Origin of the sequence: Caballeronia udeis (assembly GCF_044909315.1) — a bacterium.
Lineage (GTDB): Bacteria > Pseudomonadota > Gammaproteobacteria > Burkholderiales > Burkholderiaceae > Caballeronia > Caballeronia udeis_A.
On sequence record NZ_JBIYEB010000020.1, the window covers coordinates 110,854 to 126,568 of the forward strand.

General features: G+C 59.5%; 14 protein-coding genes and 1 tRNA gene. 10 read left to right on the top strand and 5 right to left on the bottom strand.

Going from position 1 to position 15,715, the window contains the following annotated elements; all coding sequences use genetic code 11:
- The first annotated feature begins 40 nt into the window (after positions 1-40).
- Together ABH944_RS28370 and ABH944_RS28375 are read left to right on the top strand one after the other, a co-directional pair.
- Positions 41-652, top strand: coding sequence for a hypothetical protein (locus ABH944_RS28370; RefSeq protein ID WP_404610555.1), 612 nt, complete (start codon positions 41-43; stop codon positions 650-652).
- On the top strand, positions 645-1,589 hold the full coding sequence (locus tag ABH944_RS28375; RefSeq protein ID WP_404610554.1) for a nucleotidyl transferase AbiEii/AbiGii toxin family protein: 945 nt from the start codon (positions 645-647) through the stop codon (positions 1,587-1,589). The genes ABH944_RS28370 and ABH944_RS28375 overlap by 8 nt, the downstream gene beginning before the upstream one ends.
- Before the next feature lie 163 nt (positions 1,590-1,752).
- Here ABH944_RS28375 and ABH944_RS28380 read toward each other — a convergent pair.
- From ABH944_RS28380 to ABH944_RS28395, 4 genes are all read right to left on the bottom strand, one after another.
- Positions 1,753-1,827, bottom strand: a tRNA-Val gene (locus tag ABH944_RS28380).
- An 83-nt stretch (positions 1,828-1,910) separates the two neighbouring features.
- Entirely contained in the window at positions 1,911-2,648 is a 738-nt protein-coding gene (gene dnaQ / locus ABH944_RS28385; RefSeq protein WP_404610553.1) for a DNA polymerase III subunit epsilon, read from the bottom strand.
- Positions 2,649-2,659: 11 nt separating this feature from the next.
- Positions 2,660-3,118, bottom strand: coding sequence for a ribonuclease HI (gene rnhA / locus ABH944_RS28390; RefSeq protein WP_404610552.1), 459 nt, complete (start codon positions 3,116-3,118; stop codon positions 2,660-2,662).
- A complete protein-coding gene (locus ABH944_RS28395; RefSeq protein WP_062084659.1) occupies positions 3,118-3,963 on the bottom strand; it encodes a class I SAM-dependent methyltransferase in 846 nt (281 codons plus the stop codon). The genes rnhA and ABH944_RS28395 overlap by 1 nt, the downstream gene beginning before the upstream one ends.
- Positions 3,964-3,981: 18 nt before the next feature.
- On the opposite strand from ABH944_RS28395, the gene gloB reads away from it, so the two are divergent.
- The 7 genes from gloB to ABH944_RS28430 all read left to right on the top strand — a co-directional run bounded on the left by gloB (position 3,982) and on the right by ABH944_RS28430 (position 13,922).
- Positions 3,982-4,785 (top strand): hydroxyacylglutathione hydrolase, encoded by an 804-nt coding sequence (gene gloB, locus ABH944_RS28400; RefSeq protein ID WP_404610551.1) that lies wholly within the window; start codon positions 3,982-3,984, stop codon positions 4,783-4,785.
- Positions 4,786-4,942: 157 nt separating this feature from the next.
- Positions 4,943-6,607 carry a transglycosylase SLT domain-containing protein gene (locus ABH944_RS28405; RefSeq protein WP_404610550.1) on the top strand — a complete coding sequence of 555 codons (1,665 nt, stop codon included), beginning with the start codon at positions 4,943-4,945 and terminating at the stop codon, positions 6,605-6,607.
- 104 nt (positions 6,608-6,711) lie between these two features.
- Positions 6,712-7,947 carry an MFS transporter gene (locus ABH944_RS28410; protein ID WP_404610549.1) on the top strand — a complete coding sequence of 412 codons (1,236 nt, stop codon included), beginning with the start codon at positions 6,712-6,714 and terminating at the stop codon, positions 7,945-7,947.
- Between the two features lie 364 nt (positions 7,948-8,311).
- Positions 8,312-9,460, top strand: a complete 1,149-nt coding sequence (carA, locus tag ABH944_RS28415; protein ID WP_404610548.1) for a glutamine-hydrolyzing carbamoyl-phosphate synthase small subunit — start codon at positions 8,312-8,314, stop codon at positions 9,458-9,460.
- Between the two features lie 56 nt (positions 9,461-9,516).
- Positions 9,517-12,771, top strand: a complete 3,255-nt coding sequence (gene carB, locus ABH944_RS28420; RefSeq protein WP_404610547.1) for a carbamoyl-phosphate synthase large subunit — start codon at positions 9,517-9,519, stop codon at positions 12,769-12,771.
- 153 nt (positions 12,772-12,924) lie between these two features.
- Entirely contained in the window at positions 12,925-13,401 is a 477-nt protein-coding gene (gene greA, locus ABH944_RS28425; RefSeq protein ID WP_165092140.1) for a transcription elongation factor GreA, read from the top strand.
- The gene (locus tag ABH944_RS28430) at positions 13,401-13,922 is read left to right on the top strand and encodes a DUF4149 domain-containing protein (protein ID WP_404610546.1); all 522 of its coding nucleotides are present in this window, start codon (positions 13,401-13,403) and stop codon (positions 13,920-13,922) included. The genes greA and ABH944_RS28430 overlap by 1 nt, the downstream gene beginning before the upstream one ends.
- A gap of 68 nt (positions 13,923-13,990) precedes the next feature.
- Here ABH944_RS28430 and ABH944_RS28435 read toward each other — a convergent pair whose 3' ends face one another.
- Positions 13,991-14,548, bottom strand: coding sequence for a YhbY family RNA-binding protein (locus ABH944_RS28435; protein WP_404610545.1), 558 nt, complete (start codon positions 14,546-14,548; stop codon positions 13,991-13,993).
- A gap of 416 nt (positions 14,549-14,964) precedes the next feature.
- Here ABH944_RS28435 and ABH944_RS28440 point away from each other — a divergent pair, with 416 nt between their 5' ends.
- Positions 14,965-15,627 carry an RlmE family RNA methyltransferase gene (locus ABH944_RS28440; RefSeq protein WP_062084651.1) on the top strand — a complete coding sequence of 221 codons (663 nt, stop codon included), beginning with the start codon at positions 14,965-14,967 and terminating at the stop codon, positions 15,625-15,627.
- Positions 15,628-15,715 lie beyond the last annotated feature (88 nt).

The window sequence follows — 15,715 nt, forward strand, 5'->3', positions numbered from 1 at the left end:
AATGCGATAAAATGCATGAAATTTCAATGAGAAATTAGGCATGTCGACCGCTGTCCCATCCACTGCTGAGTCCCTCCGAGGGGCCGCCGCGCATCTCGCAGGCGAATTGAGGCCCGGTCGCGTCTATCGACGGGAAGATCTCGCGCGCCTGTCGACCGCGGTGGATAGGCATCTTCGTGAGCTGGTGAGCGCAGGGAAACTTAAGAAGCTTGCCCAGGGGCTTTATCACGCACCGAAGCAGTCCAGCTTTGGCCCGCTGCCGCCGTCCGATGAGGAAGTGGTCGAGAGTTTTCTGCGTGATAAGGACTTTCTGATGTTTTCGCCTTCGACCTATAACGCCGTAGGCCTTGGCACCACTCAGCTCTATAACAGCACGCTGGTTTACAACCATAAGCGTCATGGCGTTTTCCGGCTCGGTAATCGTGAGTTCGATTTCCGCGTGAAACCGCGTTTTCCGAAGAAACTGACCCCAGAATTTCTCTATGTTGATTTGCTGAACAATCTTGAGGAGTTGGCCGAGGATCGGAATGAAGTCTTACGCCAGGCGCGTGGCAAACTGTCTTCCTTCGACTCAGCTCGACTCCTGCGTGCGGCTGACAGCTTTGGCAATGTGGCGACGCGCAAGCGTCTGAGGGAGTGGGGAAGTGCCTGATTTTCTGCACGATCGGAAGGACTTCGATCAGTTGCTTGCGATCGTGGCTGACGAGCGAGCAATTGCTCCCATGCTGGTCGAGAAGGACTACTGGATCATGCATTGCCTGTGGGGTTTGCAGGCGCAGGGCTTTCAATTCGAGCTGAAAGGCGGGACGTCTCTGTCAAAGGGCTTTGGCGTCATTCATCGCTTCTCTGAAGACATTGATATCCGCATCGAACCGCCTGGCGATATGGATGTGAAGACGGGACGCAATCAAGACAAACCGGCGCATGTTGATTCGCGACGCGCTTTTTACGATGGGCTGGCGGCACGAATCAGCATGCCAGGCATTGGTAGTGTCGAGCGTGACCGGCAGTTTGATGATGAGAAGATGCGTAGCGCCGGCATTCGTTTGATCTACAAGTCGCGCGTACCGGCATTGGCGGGCGTCAAAGACGGCATCTTGTTGGAGCTGGGGTTTGACGATACAGCGCCTAATCGAGCGGTCACCATTTCGTCATGGGCTCTTGATGTGGCCCGAGATCGCGGTGTTGATGTGTTCGACAACCGTGCGGTGGACGTACCTTGTTATGCGCCGACACATACCTTCGTCGAGAAACTTCAGACGATTTCCACCAAATACCGCCGTTTGGGTGAGGCAGAGGCATTTCCCGGCAATTTCCTTCGGCACTACTACGACGTGTACTGTCTTCTCGGCTTGGAGGAGGTGCAGGCGTTCATGCGGGGGCCTGCTTATCAGGAGCGTAAGGCTCAGCGCTTTCGGTGCGGCGATGAGTTGGTGATCGCCCGAAATCCAGCCTTTATCCTGGCTGACGCTGCTCAGCGTGAGCGCTTCGCGCAGGAGTATCGCAAGACGCGAGCGCTATACCACCAGGGACAGCTGGAGTTCGATACTCTGATAGAGCGAATCCATCAGCATATTGACGTCATGTAAGGAGTGCGTCAGGTAAGTACCTAGGGTCCCTTATCTTGCACGATTTTTTCAATGCACTGCCTTGATGGGACAGTGCTCGAATTTTTGGGTGTAAAAACAACAAAGGGTTACGCGATTGTTCGCGTAACCCTTTGATTTTCTTCGGGAATAAACCCATGAATTCTGGTGGGTGGTACAGGGATTGAACCTGTGACCCCTGCCGTGTGAAGGCAGTGCTCTACCGCTGAGCTAACCACCCGAAGAGCTCTGAATTATGTCAGAGCTCTTCGATTTCGTAAAGCGAATCTTTGAGCACTTCAATAATCACGTTAGCTGGATAGATCAGGACCCCGCAGGCACTTCGACCGCGATCACCGTCTCGATCCGCCACACGCTGGTCCCCTTGACCGCCTTGTCGAGGTCGTCGAGAACCGCGAGATGTGCGCTCAGTTCTTCCTCCGATGCCACCAGCACCGGCAACTGCAAATCATCCAGCGCAATACGTGGCGCGTGGCCAACGCCCGTCGACTGCGCTTCACCGAGCATATCGATCACGAGGCTTTCCTGGCCGCGCGTCATCGCCAGATAAACTTCTGCCAGCAATTCCGAGTCGAGCAGGGCGCCATGCAACGTCCGATGCGCGTTGCTGATGCCAAACCGGTCGCACAACGCATCGAGTGAATTGCGCTTGCCGGGGAACATCTGCTTCGCCTGCACGAGCGTGTCGATCACACCGCCGCACACTTCCTTCACGCAAGGCATGCCGACCAGAGCGAACTCCACGTCCATGAAGCCGACGTCGAACGGCGCGTTATGGATGATCAGTTCCGCACCCGCCACGAAGTCACGCAGCTCGGCGGCGATATCGGCGAATTTGGGTTTGTCGCTGAGAAATTCCGTCGTCAGGCCGTGCACCGCGAGCGCGCCCGGATCGCTGTCGCGTCCCGGATTCACGTAGAAGTGCAGGTTATTGCCGGTGAGCCGTCGATTCACAAGCTCGACGCAGCCGATTTCGATAATACGATCGCCCGTGCGGGCGTTGAGGCCGGTGGTTTCGGTATCGAGTACGAGTTGGCGCATAGAAATAAAAATTAACCTTCGGCGAGTGAAGTGACGCCGCGATTCGCAAGCGCGTCAGCGCGTTCATTTTCCGGGTGGCCCGAATGGCCTTTCACCCAGCGCCATTCGATCTGGTGCTGACCCACCAGCGCATCGAGCCGTTTCCATAGATCCGCATTCTTGACGGGCGTTTTCGCCGCCGTCGTCCAGTTCTTCTTTTTCCAGCCGTGGATCCATTCGCTGATGCCCTTCTGGACATATTGCGAGTCGGTGTGAATGACTACGCGACACGGCCGCTTGAGCGCCTCGAGCGCCGAAATCACGCCCATGAGCTCCATGCGGTTGTTGGTCGTCGGCGTTTCGCCGCCGAACAGTTCCTTTTCCTGATCGCCGAAGCGCAGGAGTGCGCCCCAGCCGCCGGGGCCAGGATTGCCTTTGCAGGCGCCGTCAGTATAAATGTCGATTACTTTGTCGGTGGTGTCTAAGGTCATCAATGCTCGTTGCGTGTATGCGGCGTAGCGACCGGGGCGAGTCCCGGTGCGAGGGCAGGTTTTTTCAGCTTGCGCGGCCCGATCAGGCGCATGCCGCGCACGCGCTTGATGGCCGTAATCATGTAGGCGGCGCCGAAAATGGGCCACCAGCGGTCGCCGGCGGCTTCCATGAACTGATAGCGCGCCAGCCACTGTTCGGTCAGGAGAGGCGGACGATAGCAGCCGAAGCGCCCGCGTTCAAGGTCGAATCCGAGCAGCTTGATCCAGTCCTTGATCCGCGTGAACGCGATCATTTCGTGCGCCGACGGGACAAACGGCTTGCCCGCAACCTTGCCGAGCGATTGCCGCGCACCCCACAGGCTCAGGGAATTAAAGCCCAGGATGATCAACTGCCCTTCAGGCATCAGCACACGTTCAGCTTCTCTGAGCAGCCGATGCGGGTCGCTCGTGAACTCCAGCGTATGCGGCATGACCAGCAGGTCGACACTTTGCGCCTCGAACGGCAAATCGAGGAGATCGCACCACACGGTGCTGCGTCCTTCAGGCGCGTGCAGGCCGCGGCTTGCCGATGGCAGCGACGTCACGCCCGGCCGCGCGTCGGCCGAAACCGCCGGCGGTAGCGTGAACGGCGCACTGGCAGCGCTGGCGGTATCGAGCACGAGGCCGCGATACGGCATGCGATTCTCGCGCAACGCGTCAAGCCCGGGCAGGCCGAGTTGCAGCGCGTGATAGCCGAAAATATCCGACACCACGCGATCGAGCTGCGCCTGTTCCCACTCGAGCACATAGCGGCCAGGCGCGGAAAGTGTCCAGGCGGGCCAGTCTATAATTGTTCGCTCTGACATGTTCGGGTGAGTCGCCTTATGAAAACGCTTGAGTACGTGCCGGTTCCGGCGTTCGAAGACAACTACATCTGGCTGGTGTCGGACGGTCACAATGCCGTCGTGGTCGATCCTGGCGACGCCGCGCCCGTCGAAGCCTATCTGACGAAACGCGGTTGGCGGCTGACTGCTATTTTACTCACGCACCACCATCACGACCACGTCGGCGGCGTCGCAAAACTGCTTGTTAGCCAATCAGCCGATGGAGATATCCCGGTGATCGGCCCGGCTGGCGAGGCTATCGAGCATCTGACACGGCGCGTGAAACAGGGCGATCACGTCAGTATCGCGAGTCCGGCACTGGAATGCTCGGTTATCGACGTACCGGGGCATACCGCCGGACATATAGCGTACTTCCAGCCGGGCGATCCCCAAGGCACGCCGCATCTCTTTTGCGGCGACACCCTGTTCGCGAGCGGCTGCGGCCGTCTGTTCGAAGGTACGCCGCAACAAATGCTGAATTCGCTCGACGCGCTCGCCGCACTTCCCGACGCCACGCTCGTTCACTGCGCTCACGAATATACGCTGTCGAACATCCGTTTCGCTCGCGCAGCCGAGCCGGGCAATGCAGCGCTGGCCGACTGGCAGAAGGAAGCCGAGAGCCTGCGCGCGCGCAATCAGCCGACCATTCCAACCACGCTCCAGCACGAACGAAATGCAAACCCGTTCCTGCGCGTGGGTGAAAAGAGCGTGCAGGCCACGCTTGCCGCGCAGTTCGAGCGCCCGGTGCGCGACCGGCTCGACGCGTTCACGCTGCTGCGCGGCTGGAAGGACAAATTTCGCTAACCCGTAGAGGCCTGCGGTTATCTTCATCTGAAACGTTGAAAACCATTGCAGACCTCGGATTTTGCTGTGTTTTTTGCATTTATATTGACGTGATGAGTGCGCTTCCGTACTATCGGGTCCAAATTTCCAAGCACATTTTTTGGAATCCGAGACGTTCATGCGATTGATTTTAAGCGCGCTCCTCGTCCTGACATTGGCTGCTTGTGCCAGCCAGGGCCCGACAGCGACCAACTCCCTTTCTTCCCTCCCTTCAGCGCAAAATCAGCAAGCCGTAGCAGACGCAATCCGCAAGAACGCCACCGCCAAGGAAACGATCAACGTCGACAAGACGTCGCTCGATTCACTTAGCGGACCTGATGGTGATTTGTGGGGCCGTATCCGCCGGGGTTTCCAGATTCCCGACTTGCAAAGCGACCTGGTCGACATGCAGGTCAACTGGTACGCGCAACGCCCGGATTACGTCGAGCGTATGACGGGGCGGTCGCAAAAATACCTGTATCACATTGTCGAAGAGCTCGAGCAGCGGCACATGCCGACCGAACTCGCGTTGCTGCCCTTTATTGAATCGGCCTATAACCCGCAGGCGCTATCGGTCGCGAAGGCCGCGGGCATGTGGCAGTTCGTGCCGGGCACGGGCCGCGACTACAACCTGAAGCAGAACATGTTTCAGGATGAGCGCCGCGACGTGCTCGCCTCCACCAGCGCTGCGCTCGACTATCTTTCGCGCCTTCACGACATGTTCGGCGACTGGGATCTGGCACTAGCCGCCTACAACTGGGGCGAGGGCAATGTGCAGAAGGCGATCGCCAAGAATGAGGCAATGGGCCTGCCGACGGACTACCAAAGCCTGCGGATGCCGAACGAGACCCGCAACTACGTCCCGAAGCTGCAAGCAGTGAAGAACATCGTCGCCAATCCGCAAATGTACGGGCTGACGCTTCCGGACATTCCAAATCACCCGTATTTCGTGACGGTCACCACATCGCGCGACATGGACGTGACCATGGCCGCCAAGCTCGCGGGCATGACGGTCGAGGAGTTTCGCTCGCTGAATCCGTCGTTTGCGAAGCCGGTGATTCTCGGCGCAACGAACCCGCAAATCTTGCTCCCCTTCGATAACGCCAGCGCCTTCCAGAAGAATCTGAAGTCGTATTCGGGCCAGTTGTCGTCGTGGACCACTTATACGGTGAGCGAACGAGCAACACCTGCGGTCATCGCGCAGAAGATTGGCGTGGACGCGGATACGCTGATGTCGGTGAACCGTATTCCAGCCGGCATGCGGCTAAAAGCGGGCTCGACCATCGTGGTGCCGCGCAGTGACGACGACGACGAGGACATCAGCGCCGACGTTGCCGAAAGCGCGATGCTCGCTGTGGAGCCGGACGTTCCCGATACCCGCAAGATGCTGATTCGCGTTCGCCGTGCGCAAACCATGTCGACCTTCGCCGATCGCTATAACGTGTCGATCGCGCAGGTCAAGAGCTGGAACCGTACGCGCCGCGATTCGGTGTTGCCCGGCCAGTTGATCGTGCTGCACGTGCCGGTTGGGCGTGCTGTCCCAGCTGAACCCGGCCCGGTGCGCGTGGAAACGGTGTCTGCGTCGAGCCGCACCAAGGGCGGCGTGACGAAGATCGGCACGCACGTGCCGGAATCGAAGAGCACGGCGCGTGGCGGCAAGACCAGTGCTCCGGCCAAGGTGACGCGCGTAACCGAAAAATTCAGTGCACCGTCCAAAGCGGTCAAATCGGCTGCGGTCAAACCCGAGGCGGTTTCCAAAAGCACGAAATCAATCAAGTCGACAGATAAAAAGAAGAAGCAATAACCTGTCTGCGCGGTCAAGTATCCACGCCGTCACCAAGGTGACGGCGTTTTCATTTGCGCGTGCGCGTTAAACTGCCGCTTCATATAAAAACCACTGCGCCGCACATGACGTCCTCCGTTCGGCTTCGCGTCTTTTTCCTGTTTTCTGCCGGATATTTCGTCTCGTACGTGTTCCGCGGGGTCAATCTTGGCTTCGCGCCTTACATTACGCACGACCTGGGTTTGTCCGGCGCCGATCTCGGCCTGCTCACGTCGCTGTATTTCCTTGGCTTCGCGGCGGCGCAAATTCCCGTAGGCATGTTGCTCGACCGCTTTGGCCCGCGCCGGGTCACAGCAGGCATGCTGTTGTTCGCGGCGCTCGGAATTGGCGTATTCGGGGCGGCGCACGGCATCGGCGCAATGATGCTGGGGCGGCTGTTGATTGGCGTGGGCGTGTCTGTCTGCATGAGCGCAGCGTTCAAGGCGCTCGCGCAGATCCTTCCCGTCGCACAACTTCCGATGGTCAACGGCCTCGTCATGGCGGTAGGCGGCCTTGGCGGTGTGGTGGTCGGCTCGCCGCTCGCCATCCTGCTCGGCGTGACTGACTGGCGCAACGTCTGCTACGGTCTCGTCGCGATGACCCTCGCGGTCGCGGCGGCCATTTTCGTGTTTGCGCCGGAACATCGTGACGGCGTCCATCGAAATGCCGATATGCTCACCCAGTTCAAGGGCACATGGCGCATCCTCGGCAGCGGTGCGTTCTGGAAGATCGCGTCGTTTTCGGTCGTCACGCAAGGCGTTTTCTACGCGATGCAGTCGCTCTGGATAAGGCCCTATCTCCTCGATGTCATGGGTCTCAGCGCTCAATACGCGGCAGTGCTGGTGTCGGTGCTCGGTATCGCGATGATGATCGGTTGCGTCGGGTTTGGCGTGGCAGCGCGCGGCCTGCAGAAGCGCGGCGTCACGGTCTACGCGTTCTGTGGCTTCGGCATGGCGCTTTTCGTACTTGTTCAGGTGCTCATGCTCATGCGCGCGCCCATTGCGCCGGCGTTGCTGATTGCGTGTTACGGCGTTTTCGGAGGAACCGGCATCCTGAGTTACGCGGTGATGGCCGAGTATTTCCCGACGCACATGATCGGCCGGGCACACAGCACACTCACGCTCGTACTGTTCATCCTGATCTTTGGCTTGCAGGTGGGCATAGGCGCGATGCTATCGCGCTGGCCGGCCCAAGGTGGCCACTATCCCGCCGCGGCGCACTTAAGCGCGTGGGGCGTGCTGATCGCACTGCAAATTGCCAGCGCCATCTGGTATTTCCTGCCCAGCAGCGTTCTCGAAAAGCGCGGCGGCGTGGCTTCATGATCGCCACATGCCCACTGCATAAGGCCCGCAGCACCTGACCTGGAACGCGTCTTGCATGTTGCGCGTCTCAAATTTGGAAGGAGGGGCGTTTTCGGGCTATAATTCGAAGGTTTGAGCAAATCAACCTACACCCTAGCGCCTACCTCCCACTCACCGCTCATCCGCCGCGCCTTGCAGCACGCGCGCAACTCGCCTGACGCCTGATTCGCGCGCCCAGTCATTGGTGCTCTATCGGCGAAACCGGCGAGTCTTGCGCCCGACGCAATCGAACGCGATGCGGGTCTGTGCGCGCCAATTCACGGCCGCGCGCGACTCCACGGTCGGATGACAGGTCGGCAAACAGGGTGTTCCAAAGGAGCCTCCCGTGTTGCCGTCATTCTCTCCCGCAATCCTCGCACTCGCCGACGGCACGGTCTTTCGTGGTCACTCGATCGGCGCGTCCGGTCACACGATCGGCGAAGTGGTGTTCAACACCGCTATCACCGGTTATCAGGAAATCCTGACGGACCCGAGCTACGCCCAGCAAATCGTCACCCTGACGTATCCGCACATCGGCAATGTCGGTGTGAACGCTGAAGACGTCGAATCCACCAAAGTCCATGCCGCCGGCCTGATCATTCGAGATCTGCCGGTGCTCGCCTCGAATTTCCGCTCCGAACAATCCCTCGCCGACTATCTGAAAGCGGAAAACGTGGTCGCCATTTCGAACATCGATACACGCAAACTCACGCGAATCCTACGCGACAAGGGTGCGCAAAACGGCTGCATTCTCGCCGGAGAGGGTGCTGACGCTGAAGCAAAAGCGTTGGAACTCGCCCGCTCGTTTCCGGGTTTGTCGGGAATGGACCTCGCCAAGGTCATCTCCACCAAGGAAAAGTACGAGTGGAAACAGTCCGAATGGCGCCTGGAAAGCGGCTACGGCGAGCAGAAGGCGCCGCAGTATCGCGTGGTCGCGTTCGACTACGGCGTGAAGTACAACATCCTGCGCATGCTGACCGAGCGCGGTTGCCATGTCACCGTGTTGCCGGCTGAGTCGACCGCTGCCGACGCCCTCGCGCTGAACCCCGACGGTATTTTCCTCTCGAACGGTCCCGGCGATCCGGAGCCGTGCGACTACGCGATTGCAGCCACGCGCGAATTCATCAAACGCGGCATTCCGACTTTCGGCATTTGCCTTGGTCACCAGATCATGGGCCTGGCTGTGGGCGCGAAGACCATGAAGATGAAAACGGGCCATCACGGCGCGAATCATCCGGTGAAGGATCTCGAGAACGGCCGCGTGGTGATCACGTCGCAGAACCACGGTTTTGCTGTCGATGCCGCCACGCTGCCGGCCAACGCCCGGGTCACGCATACGTCGCTGTTCGATGGCACGCTGCAGGGCTTTGCGCTTACCGACAAACCCGCGTTCTGCTTCCAGGGTCACCCTGAAGCGTCGCCGGGACCGAACGATATTGCGTACTTGTTCGATCGATTCGTCGGCCTGATGGAAGCGCAAAAAGTCGCAGCTTAAATAGTCACGCAGACACGCAAAGACAGAACACAGCAACACAATCATTGAGAGCAGTTATGCCGAAGCGGACAGACATCAAGAGCATCCTCATCATCGGCGCGGGACCGATCATCATCGGCCAGGCGTGCGAGTTCGATTATTCGGGCGCGCAGGCTTGCAAGGCGCTGCGCGAGGAAGGCTACAAAGTCATTCTCGTCAACAGCAATCCCGCGACGATCATGACCGACCCGAACACGGCCGACGTCACGTATATCGAGCCGATCACATGGGAAGTCGTCGAGCGCATTATCGACAAAGAACGCCCCGACGCCATCCTGCCGACCATGGGCGGACAAACCGCGCTGAACTGCGCGCTGGATTTGTTCCATCACGGCGTGCTGGAAAAGTACAAGGTCGAGCTGATCGGCGCGTCGCCGGAAGCCATCGATAAAGCCGAAGACCGCCAGAAGTTCAAGGAAGCAATGACCAAGATTGGCCTGGGTTCGGCCAAGTCGGGCATCGCGCATTCCATGGAAGAGGCGCTGCTGGTGCAGGCGGATATCGCCGCGCAGACCGGCAGCGGCGGGTATCCGACCGTGATTCGTCCTTCGTTCACGCTGGGCGGATCGGGCGGCGGGATTGCGTACAACAAGGAAGAGTTCGAAGAGATTTGCAAGCGCGGACTGGATCTGTCGCCCACGCGCGAATTGCTGATCGAAGAGTCGCTGCTGGGCTGGAAGGAGTTCGAGATGGAAGTGGTCCGCGATACCAAGGACAACTGCATCATCGTGTGCTCGATCGAAAACCTGGACCCGATGGGCGTGCATACCGGCGACTCCATCACGGTCGCGCCCGCCCAGACGCTCACCGACAAGGAATACCAGATCCTGCGTAACGCATCGCTCGCCGTGCTGCGCGAGATTGGCGTGGACACGGGCGGCTCGAACGTGCAGTTCGCGATCAACCCGAAAGACGGCCGCATGGTCGTGATCGAGATGAATCCGCGTGTGTCGCGTTCGTCTGCGCTGGCTTCGAAGGCGACGGGTTTTCCGATCGCCAAGGTCGCGGCGAAGTTGGCCGTTGGCTATACGCTCGATGAGCTGAAGAACGAGATCACGGGCGGTCAGACGCCGGCATCGTTCGAACCGACCATCGACTATGTGGTCACGAAGATTCCACGTTTTGCGTTCGAAAAATTCCGCGAAGCCGATGCACGGCTGACGACGCAGATGAAGTCGGTCGGCGAAGTGATGGCCATTGGCCGCACGTTCCAGGAATCGTTCCAGAAGGCGTTGCGCGGGCTGGAAGTGGGTGTCGATGGACTCGATGAAAAGACCACCAGCCGCGACGAGGTGATTCGCGAAATTGGTGAGCCGGGTCCGGACCGGATCTGGTTCCTGGGCGACGCGTTCCGTCTTGGCCTGACCGCGGAAGAAATCTTTGAAGAGACGGCGATCGACCCATGGTTCCTCGCACAGATAGAACAGATCATCCAGAAGGAAAAGGCGCTCGGCGGCCGTACGATCGAGAGCCTGACCAAAGAGGAAATGCTATATCTGAAGCAGAGCGGGTTCTCGGATCGGCGCCTCGCCAAGTTGCTTGGCTCGGATCAAACGGCTGTGCGCAAGCATCGCCATGCGCTGAAGGTGCGTCCGGTCTACAAACGCGTGGACACGTGCGCGGCTGAGTTCGCGACGAAGACGGCCTACATGTACTCGACCTACGAGGAAGAGTGCGAAGCGAATCCGACCGATAAAAAGAAGATCATGGTGCTGGGCGGCGGCCCGAACCGGATCGGGCAGGGCATCGAGTTCGACTACTGTTGTGTGCATGCAGCGCTCGCGATGCGCGAAGACGGCTATGAAACGATCATGGTCAACTGCAATCCCGAGACCGTTTCCACCGACTATGACACCTCTGATCGTCTGTACTTCGAATCGCTGACGCTGGAAGATGTGCTCGAAATCGTCGAACTGGAAAAGCCGGTTGGCGTGATCGTGCAATACGGCGGTCAGACGCCGTTGAAGCTCGCGCTGGACCTCGAGGCGAATGGTGTGCCGATCATTGGCACGTCGCCGGACATGATCGATGCCGCCGAAGACCGCGAGCGCTTCCAGAAGCTGCTGCAGGACCTGAACCTGCGTCAACCGCCAAACCGCACGGCACGCGCCGAAGACGAAGCGTTGCGCCTGGCCGAAGAAATCGGCTATCCGCTGGTCGTGCGTCCGTCGTACGTGCTGGGTGGCCGCGCGATGGAAATCGTGCACGAGCCGCGCGACCTCGAACGCTACATGCGCGAAGCCGTGAAGGTGTCGCACGATTCACCGGTACTGCTGGACCGCTTCCTCAACGACGCAATCGAATGCGACGTGGACTGTATTTCTGATGGCGAAGCGGTGTTTATCGGCGGTGTGATGGAGCACATCGAGCAGGCGGGCGTGCATTCCGGCGACTCCGCTTGTTCGCTGCCGCCGTATTCGCTGTCGCAGGAAACCGTCGATGAACTCAAGCGCCAGACCGGCGCCATGGCGCGCGCGCTGAACGTGATCGGCCTGATGAACGTGCAGTTCGCGATCCAGCAGGTGCCGCGTGAAGACGGCACGAAGCAGGACGTGATCTACGTGCTCGAAGTGAATCCGCGTGCTTCGCGGACGGTGCCGTATGTATCGAAGGCGACGGGTTTGCCTTTGGCCAAGATCGCCGCTCGCGCAATGGTGGGCCAGAAGCTCGCTGACCAAGGCATTACGAAGGAAGTGATCCCGCCGTATTTCAGCGTCAAGGAAGCGGTGTTCCCGTTCGTGAAGTTCCCGGCGGTCGATCCAGTGCTCGGACCTGAAATGCGCTCGACGGGCGAAGTGATGGGCGTGGGCCGGACGTTCGGCGAAGCGCTGTTCAAGTCGCAACTCGCGGCAGGTTCGCGCCTTCCGGAAAGCGGCACGGTTCTCCTGACGGTGATGGATGCCGACAAGCAGAAGGCCGTGGAAGTCGCGACCATGCTGCATGAGCTTGGCTACCCGATCGTGGCAACCAAGGGCACCGCGTCGGCCATCCAGGCAGCGGGCGTGCCGGTAAAAGTGGTCAACAAGGTGAAGGACGGACGGCCACACATTGTGGACATGATCAAGAACGGCGAAATCGCGCTGGTTTTCACCACTGTCGACGAAACCCGTGCCGCCATTGCCGATTCCCGCTCGATCCGCATGAGCGCACAAGCCAACAAGGTCACGTACTATACGACCATGTCGGGCGCGCGCGCGGCGGTCGAAGGGCTGCGATATCTGAGGGACCTGGAAGTCTATGATTTACAAGGACTGCATGCTCGCCTAAACTAAGGCTTCTGATTCGAGTCTCAGCAGTATCAGCAGTCTCCAAACGAAGTCTAAGCATCAAGGGCCGCGGTTAAGCGGCGTCTTCCTTTTTTACCGGGAGATGCACTTAACCGCGGTAATTTTTTTACGTCTGCATTTTTGCGTAATGAGTTGTTTATGAGCACAGTTCCTTTGACTAAACGCGGCGCGGCATTGCTGCGCGACGAATTGCAACGCCTCAAATCCGTGGAGCGTCCGGCTGTCGTGAATTCGATCGCCGAAGCCCGCGCACAGGGCGATCTGTCGGAAAACGCCGAATACGACGCGGCCAAGGAGAAGCAGGGCTTTATCGAGGGCCGCATTGCCGAGATCGAGTCGAAGCTGGCCGGCGCGCAAGTGATCGACCCGACGGCTGTGGAAGCCGACGGCCGCGTGATCTTCGGCGCAACGGTCGAGCTGGAAGAGACGGCCACGGGCGACATGGTCACATACCAGATCGTCGGCGACGACGAAGCGGACATCGACCACGGACTGATCTCCATCAGCTCGCCCATCGCGCGTGCGCTGATCGGCAAGACCGAGGGTGACGTGGCGTCGGTGCAGGCGCCGAGCGGTGCGCGTGAGTACGAAATCATCGCGGTCAAGTACGTCTGATGGCTCATCGATTCTTTCGGATCATCGCCATGATCTGGGTCGGCAGCGTGCTGACGCTCGGCTACGTGGCGGCGCCGGTACTGTTCAGCATGCTGGATCGAACATCGGCGGGATCGGTTGCGGCGCAGCTGTTTCGCATCGAGGGATTCCTCGGCGTGATCTGCGCGCTGCTGCTGCTGGTATTGGCTAACCGCTTCGTTCGGACGGGTTTCGCCGAATACAAACGGACCCGCTGGGTCATAGCGGGCATGCTGCTGTGCGTGCTGATCGGTTATTTCGGCCTGCAACCGTTCATGAGCGCGCTGCGGGTGGCGGCTCAGGAAGGCGGAATGGAACTCGCGCAATCACCCTATGCAAGCCGCTTCGGCATGCTGCACGGGGTGTCCAGTGCGTTCTATCTGGTGGAGAGCGTGCTGGGACTGGTGTTGTTCTGGCGCCTGCCGCCTGGGCAGTTTCCGGCGCAATCGGTCATTCCGAAGGGAAAGACAGCCAGCGTCGCGGCACGTCGCGCGCGCGGTTAAAAAAGCCGGCCAGCCCGAGAGTATCGGGTATGGCCGGCTTTTTGCCTTCCGGACAAGCCTGGAAAGGCTTATTTCGACGATTGATGGTGACGCTTGGCGCTGGGCAGACGCTTCTTTGCGCGCTTGACGTTGCCGCCGGCCGTCACACGTTCGTTGCCGCGAACCAACAGTTTTTGCTTCTTCGGCTTGCGGACCACAGGCGCGTCACGCGTGATCTTGACGACCTTGACCACACGCGGCGCACGTCCCTTCGACGAGGTTTCGGCAGCGGCTTCGCCGGCGCTCGGAGGCGCTATGCGGTTGGCGCCGCGGACACCGGCAGCGCGTGAAGGCTTGGCCGCCGCTTCGTCGCTTTCCGGACGCCACACCACGAGCAACTTGCCGATCTGCTGGATCGGCGCCGCGCCCAGCCGGTCGCAGATTTCGACATAGGCTGCGGTGCGGGCTTCGCGGTCGTCGCCAAACACGCGGATCTTGATGAGCTGATGTGCAGCAAGGTGCACCTCGATCTCGGCCAGCACGGCCTCGGTCAGCCCTTCGCCGCCAACGAGTACGACGGGCTTGAGCGCGTGAGCCTGGGAGCGCAGGTCGGCGCGTTGGGCAGGAGAAAGTTTGAGAGCTGGCATGAGAAGTAACGGACTCGACTAAAATGAGAGGCGCCGTAGCGTAAAAACGGCTGAACGGTCGCGATTGCAAAACAAAGACGGGCAGGGCGGGACGCCTTGCTCAAGAAAATGACGGACGGCGCGAGGCGGTGCGGCGAGCAACGGACTTGATTTTAACGAATCTTTAATCGCCGGAGCTCGGATGCCACCCGTTGCCAGGCAAGCCCGAAGCACGTAATTCTCCTCGGGCATTTGGCAACACCGCTGACAAACACAGGACGCAACGGCGCCGGTATTGGCTGGCCACTTCGGTTGTCCACATCGACGAAGGCTGCTTCTTATTGGCCAAATGAGTGCCCAGCAAATGAGCAGCAGCCCGAATTAGACGCGTATTATCCGCTAAAAGCACAGCTTCACGCAGCAAGAGTTCATTCTTAATGGCAAAAAATCGCTTCAATTACTCGTGGCTGCACGACCACATCAACGATCCGTACGTGAAACTCGCGCAGCGCGAGGGCTATCGGGCGCGCGCCGCGTACAAGCTCAAGGAGATCGACGAGCAGGACAAGTTGATCAAACCGGGCCAGATCATCGTCGACCTGGGTTCGGCCCCGGGAAGCTGGAGCCAGTACGCGCGCAACCAGTTGGCTAAAGGCGCCAAGCGCGGTGAAACGCGCGAAGGCGGGATCGATGGCAAGATCATCGCGCTCGACCTGCTGCCCATGGAGCCGATTGCCGATGTGATCTTCATCCAGGGCGACTTCCGCGAAGACCTGGTACTGGACCAACTGAAGGAAATCGTCGGAGATCATCAAGTCGATCTTGTAATCTCGGACATGGCCCCCAACCTCTCAGGTGTTGCCAGTGCGGATGCAGCACGAATGGAACATCTGTGCGATCTGGCGCTCGACTTCTCGCAGAACCATCTGAAGCCGGAAGGCGCTTTATTGGTCAAATGTTTTCATGGCAGCGGCTATAGTCAAATAGTGGAAAAGTTCAAGCATCAATTCAAAATCGTCGCGCCGCGCAAGCCAAAGGCGTCGCGCGACAAATCGTCCGAAACGTTTATTTTGGGCAGGCAACTCAAGCATCCGGATTGAGAGTTGCGGGTGGAAACGCCGCTGGGGACCGGGTGTCCTGGCGGGCATTTTTGCCGGATATGCCCAAAAATCGGGTCCTGGCCGCTAT

What these genes read in the sequence shown, in the direction of transcription:
- greA (WP_165092140.1), top strand. Translation starts at nt 12,925, where the DNA reads ATGAGCACAGTTCCTTTGACTAAACGCGGCGCGGCATTGCTGCGCGAC.
- ABH944_RS28405 (WP_404610550.1), top strand. Translation starts at nt 4,943, where the DNA reads ATGCGATTGATTTTAAGCGCGCTCCTCGTCCTGACATTGGCTGCTTGT.
- rnhA (WP_404610552.1), bottom strand. Translation starts at nt 3,118, where the DNA reads ATGACCTTAGACACCACCGACAAAGTAATCGACATTTATACTGACGGC.
- ABH944_RS28395 (WP_062084659.1), bottom strand. Translation starts at nt 3,963, where the DNA reads ATGTCAGAGCGAACAATTATAGACTGGCCCGCCTGGACACTTTCCGCG.
- dnaQ (WP_404610553.1), bottom strand. Translation starts at nt 2,648, where the DNA reads ATGCGCCAACTCGTACTCGATACCGAAACCACCGGCCTCAACGCCCGC.
- ABH944_RS28370 (WP_404610555.1), top strand. Translation starts at nt 41, where the DNA reads ATGTCGACCGCTGTCCCATCCACTGCTGAGTCCCTCCGAGGGGCCGCC.
- carB (WP_404610547.1), top strand. Translation starts at nt 9,517, where the DNA reads ATGCCGAAGCGGACAGACATCAAGAGCATCCTCATCATCGGCGCGGGA.
- ABH944_RS28440 (WP_062084651.1), top strand. Translation starts at nt 14,965, where the DNA reads ATGGCAAAAAATCGCTTCAATTACTCGTGGCTGCACGACCACATCAAC.
- ABH944_RS28410 (WP_404610549.1), top strand. Translation starts at nt 6,712, where the DNA reads ATGACGTCCTCCGTTCGGCTTCGCGTCTTTTTCCTGTTTTCTGCCGGA.
- ABH944_RS28430 (WP_404610546.1), top strand. Translation starts at nt 13,401, where the DNA reads ATGGCTCATCGATTCTTTCGGATCATCGCCATGATCTGGGTCGGCAGC.
- gloB (WP_404610551.1), top strand. Translation starts at nt 3,982, where the DNA reads ATGAAAACGCTTGAGTACGTGCCGGTTCCGGCGTTCGAAGACAACTAC.
- ABH944_RS28435 (WP_404610545.1), bottom strand. Translation starts at nt 14,548, where the DNA reads ATGCCAGCTCTCAAACTTTCTCCTGCCCAACGCGCCGACCTGCGCTCC.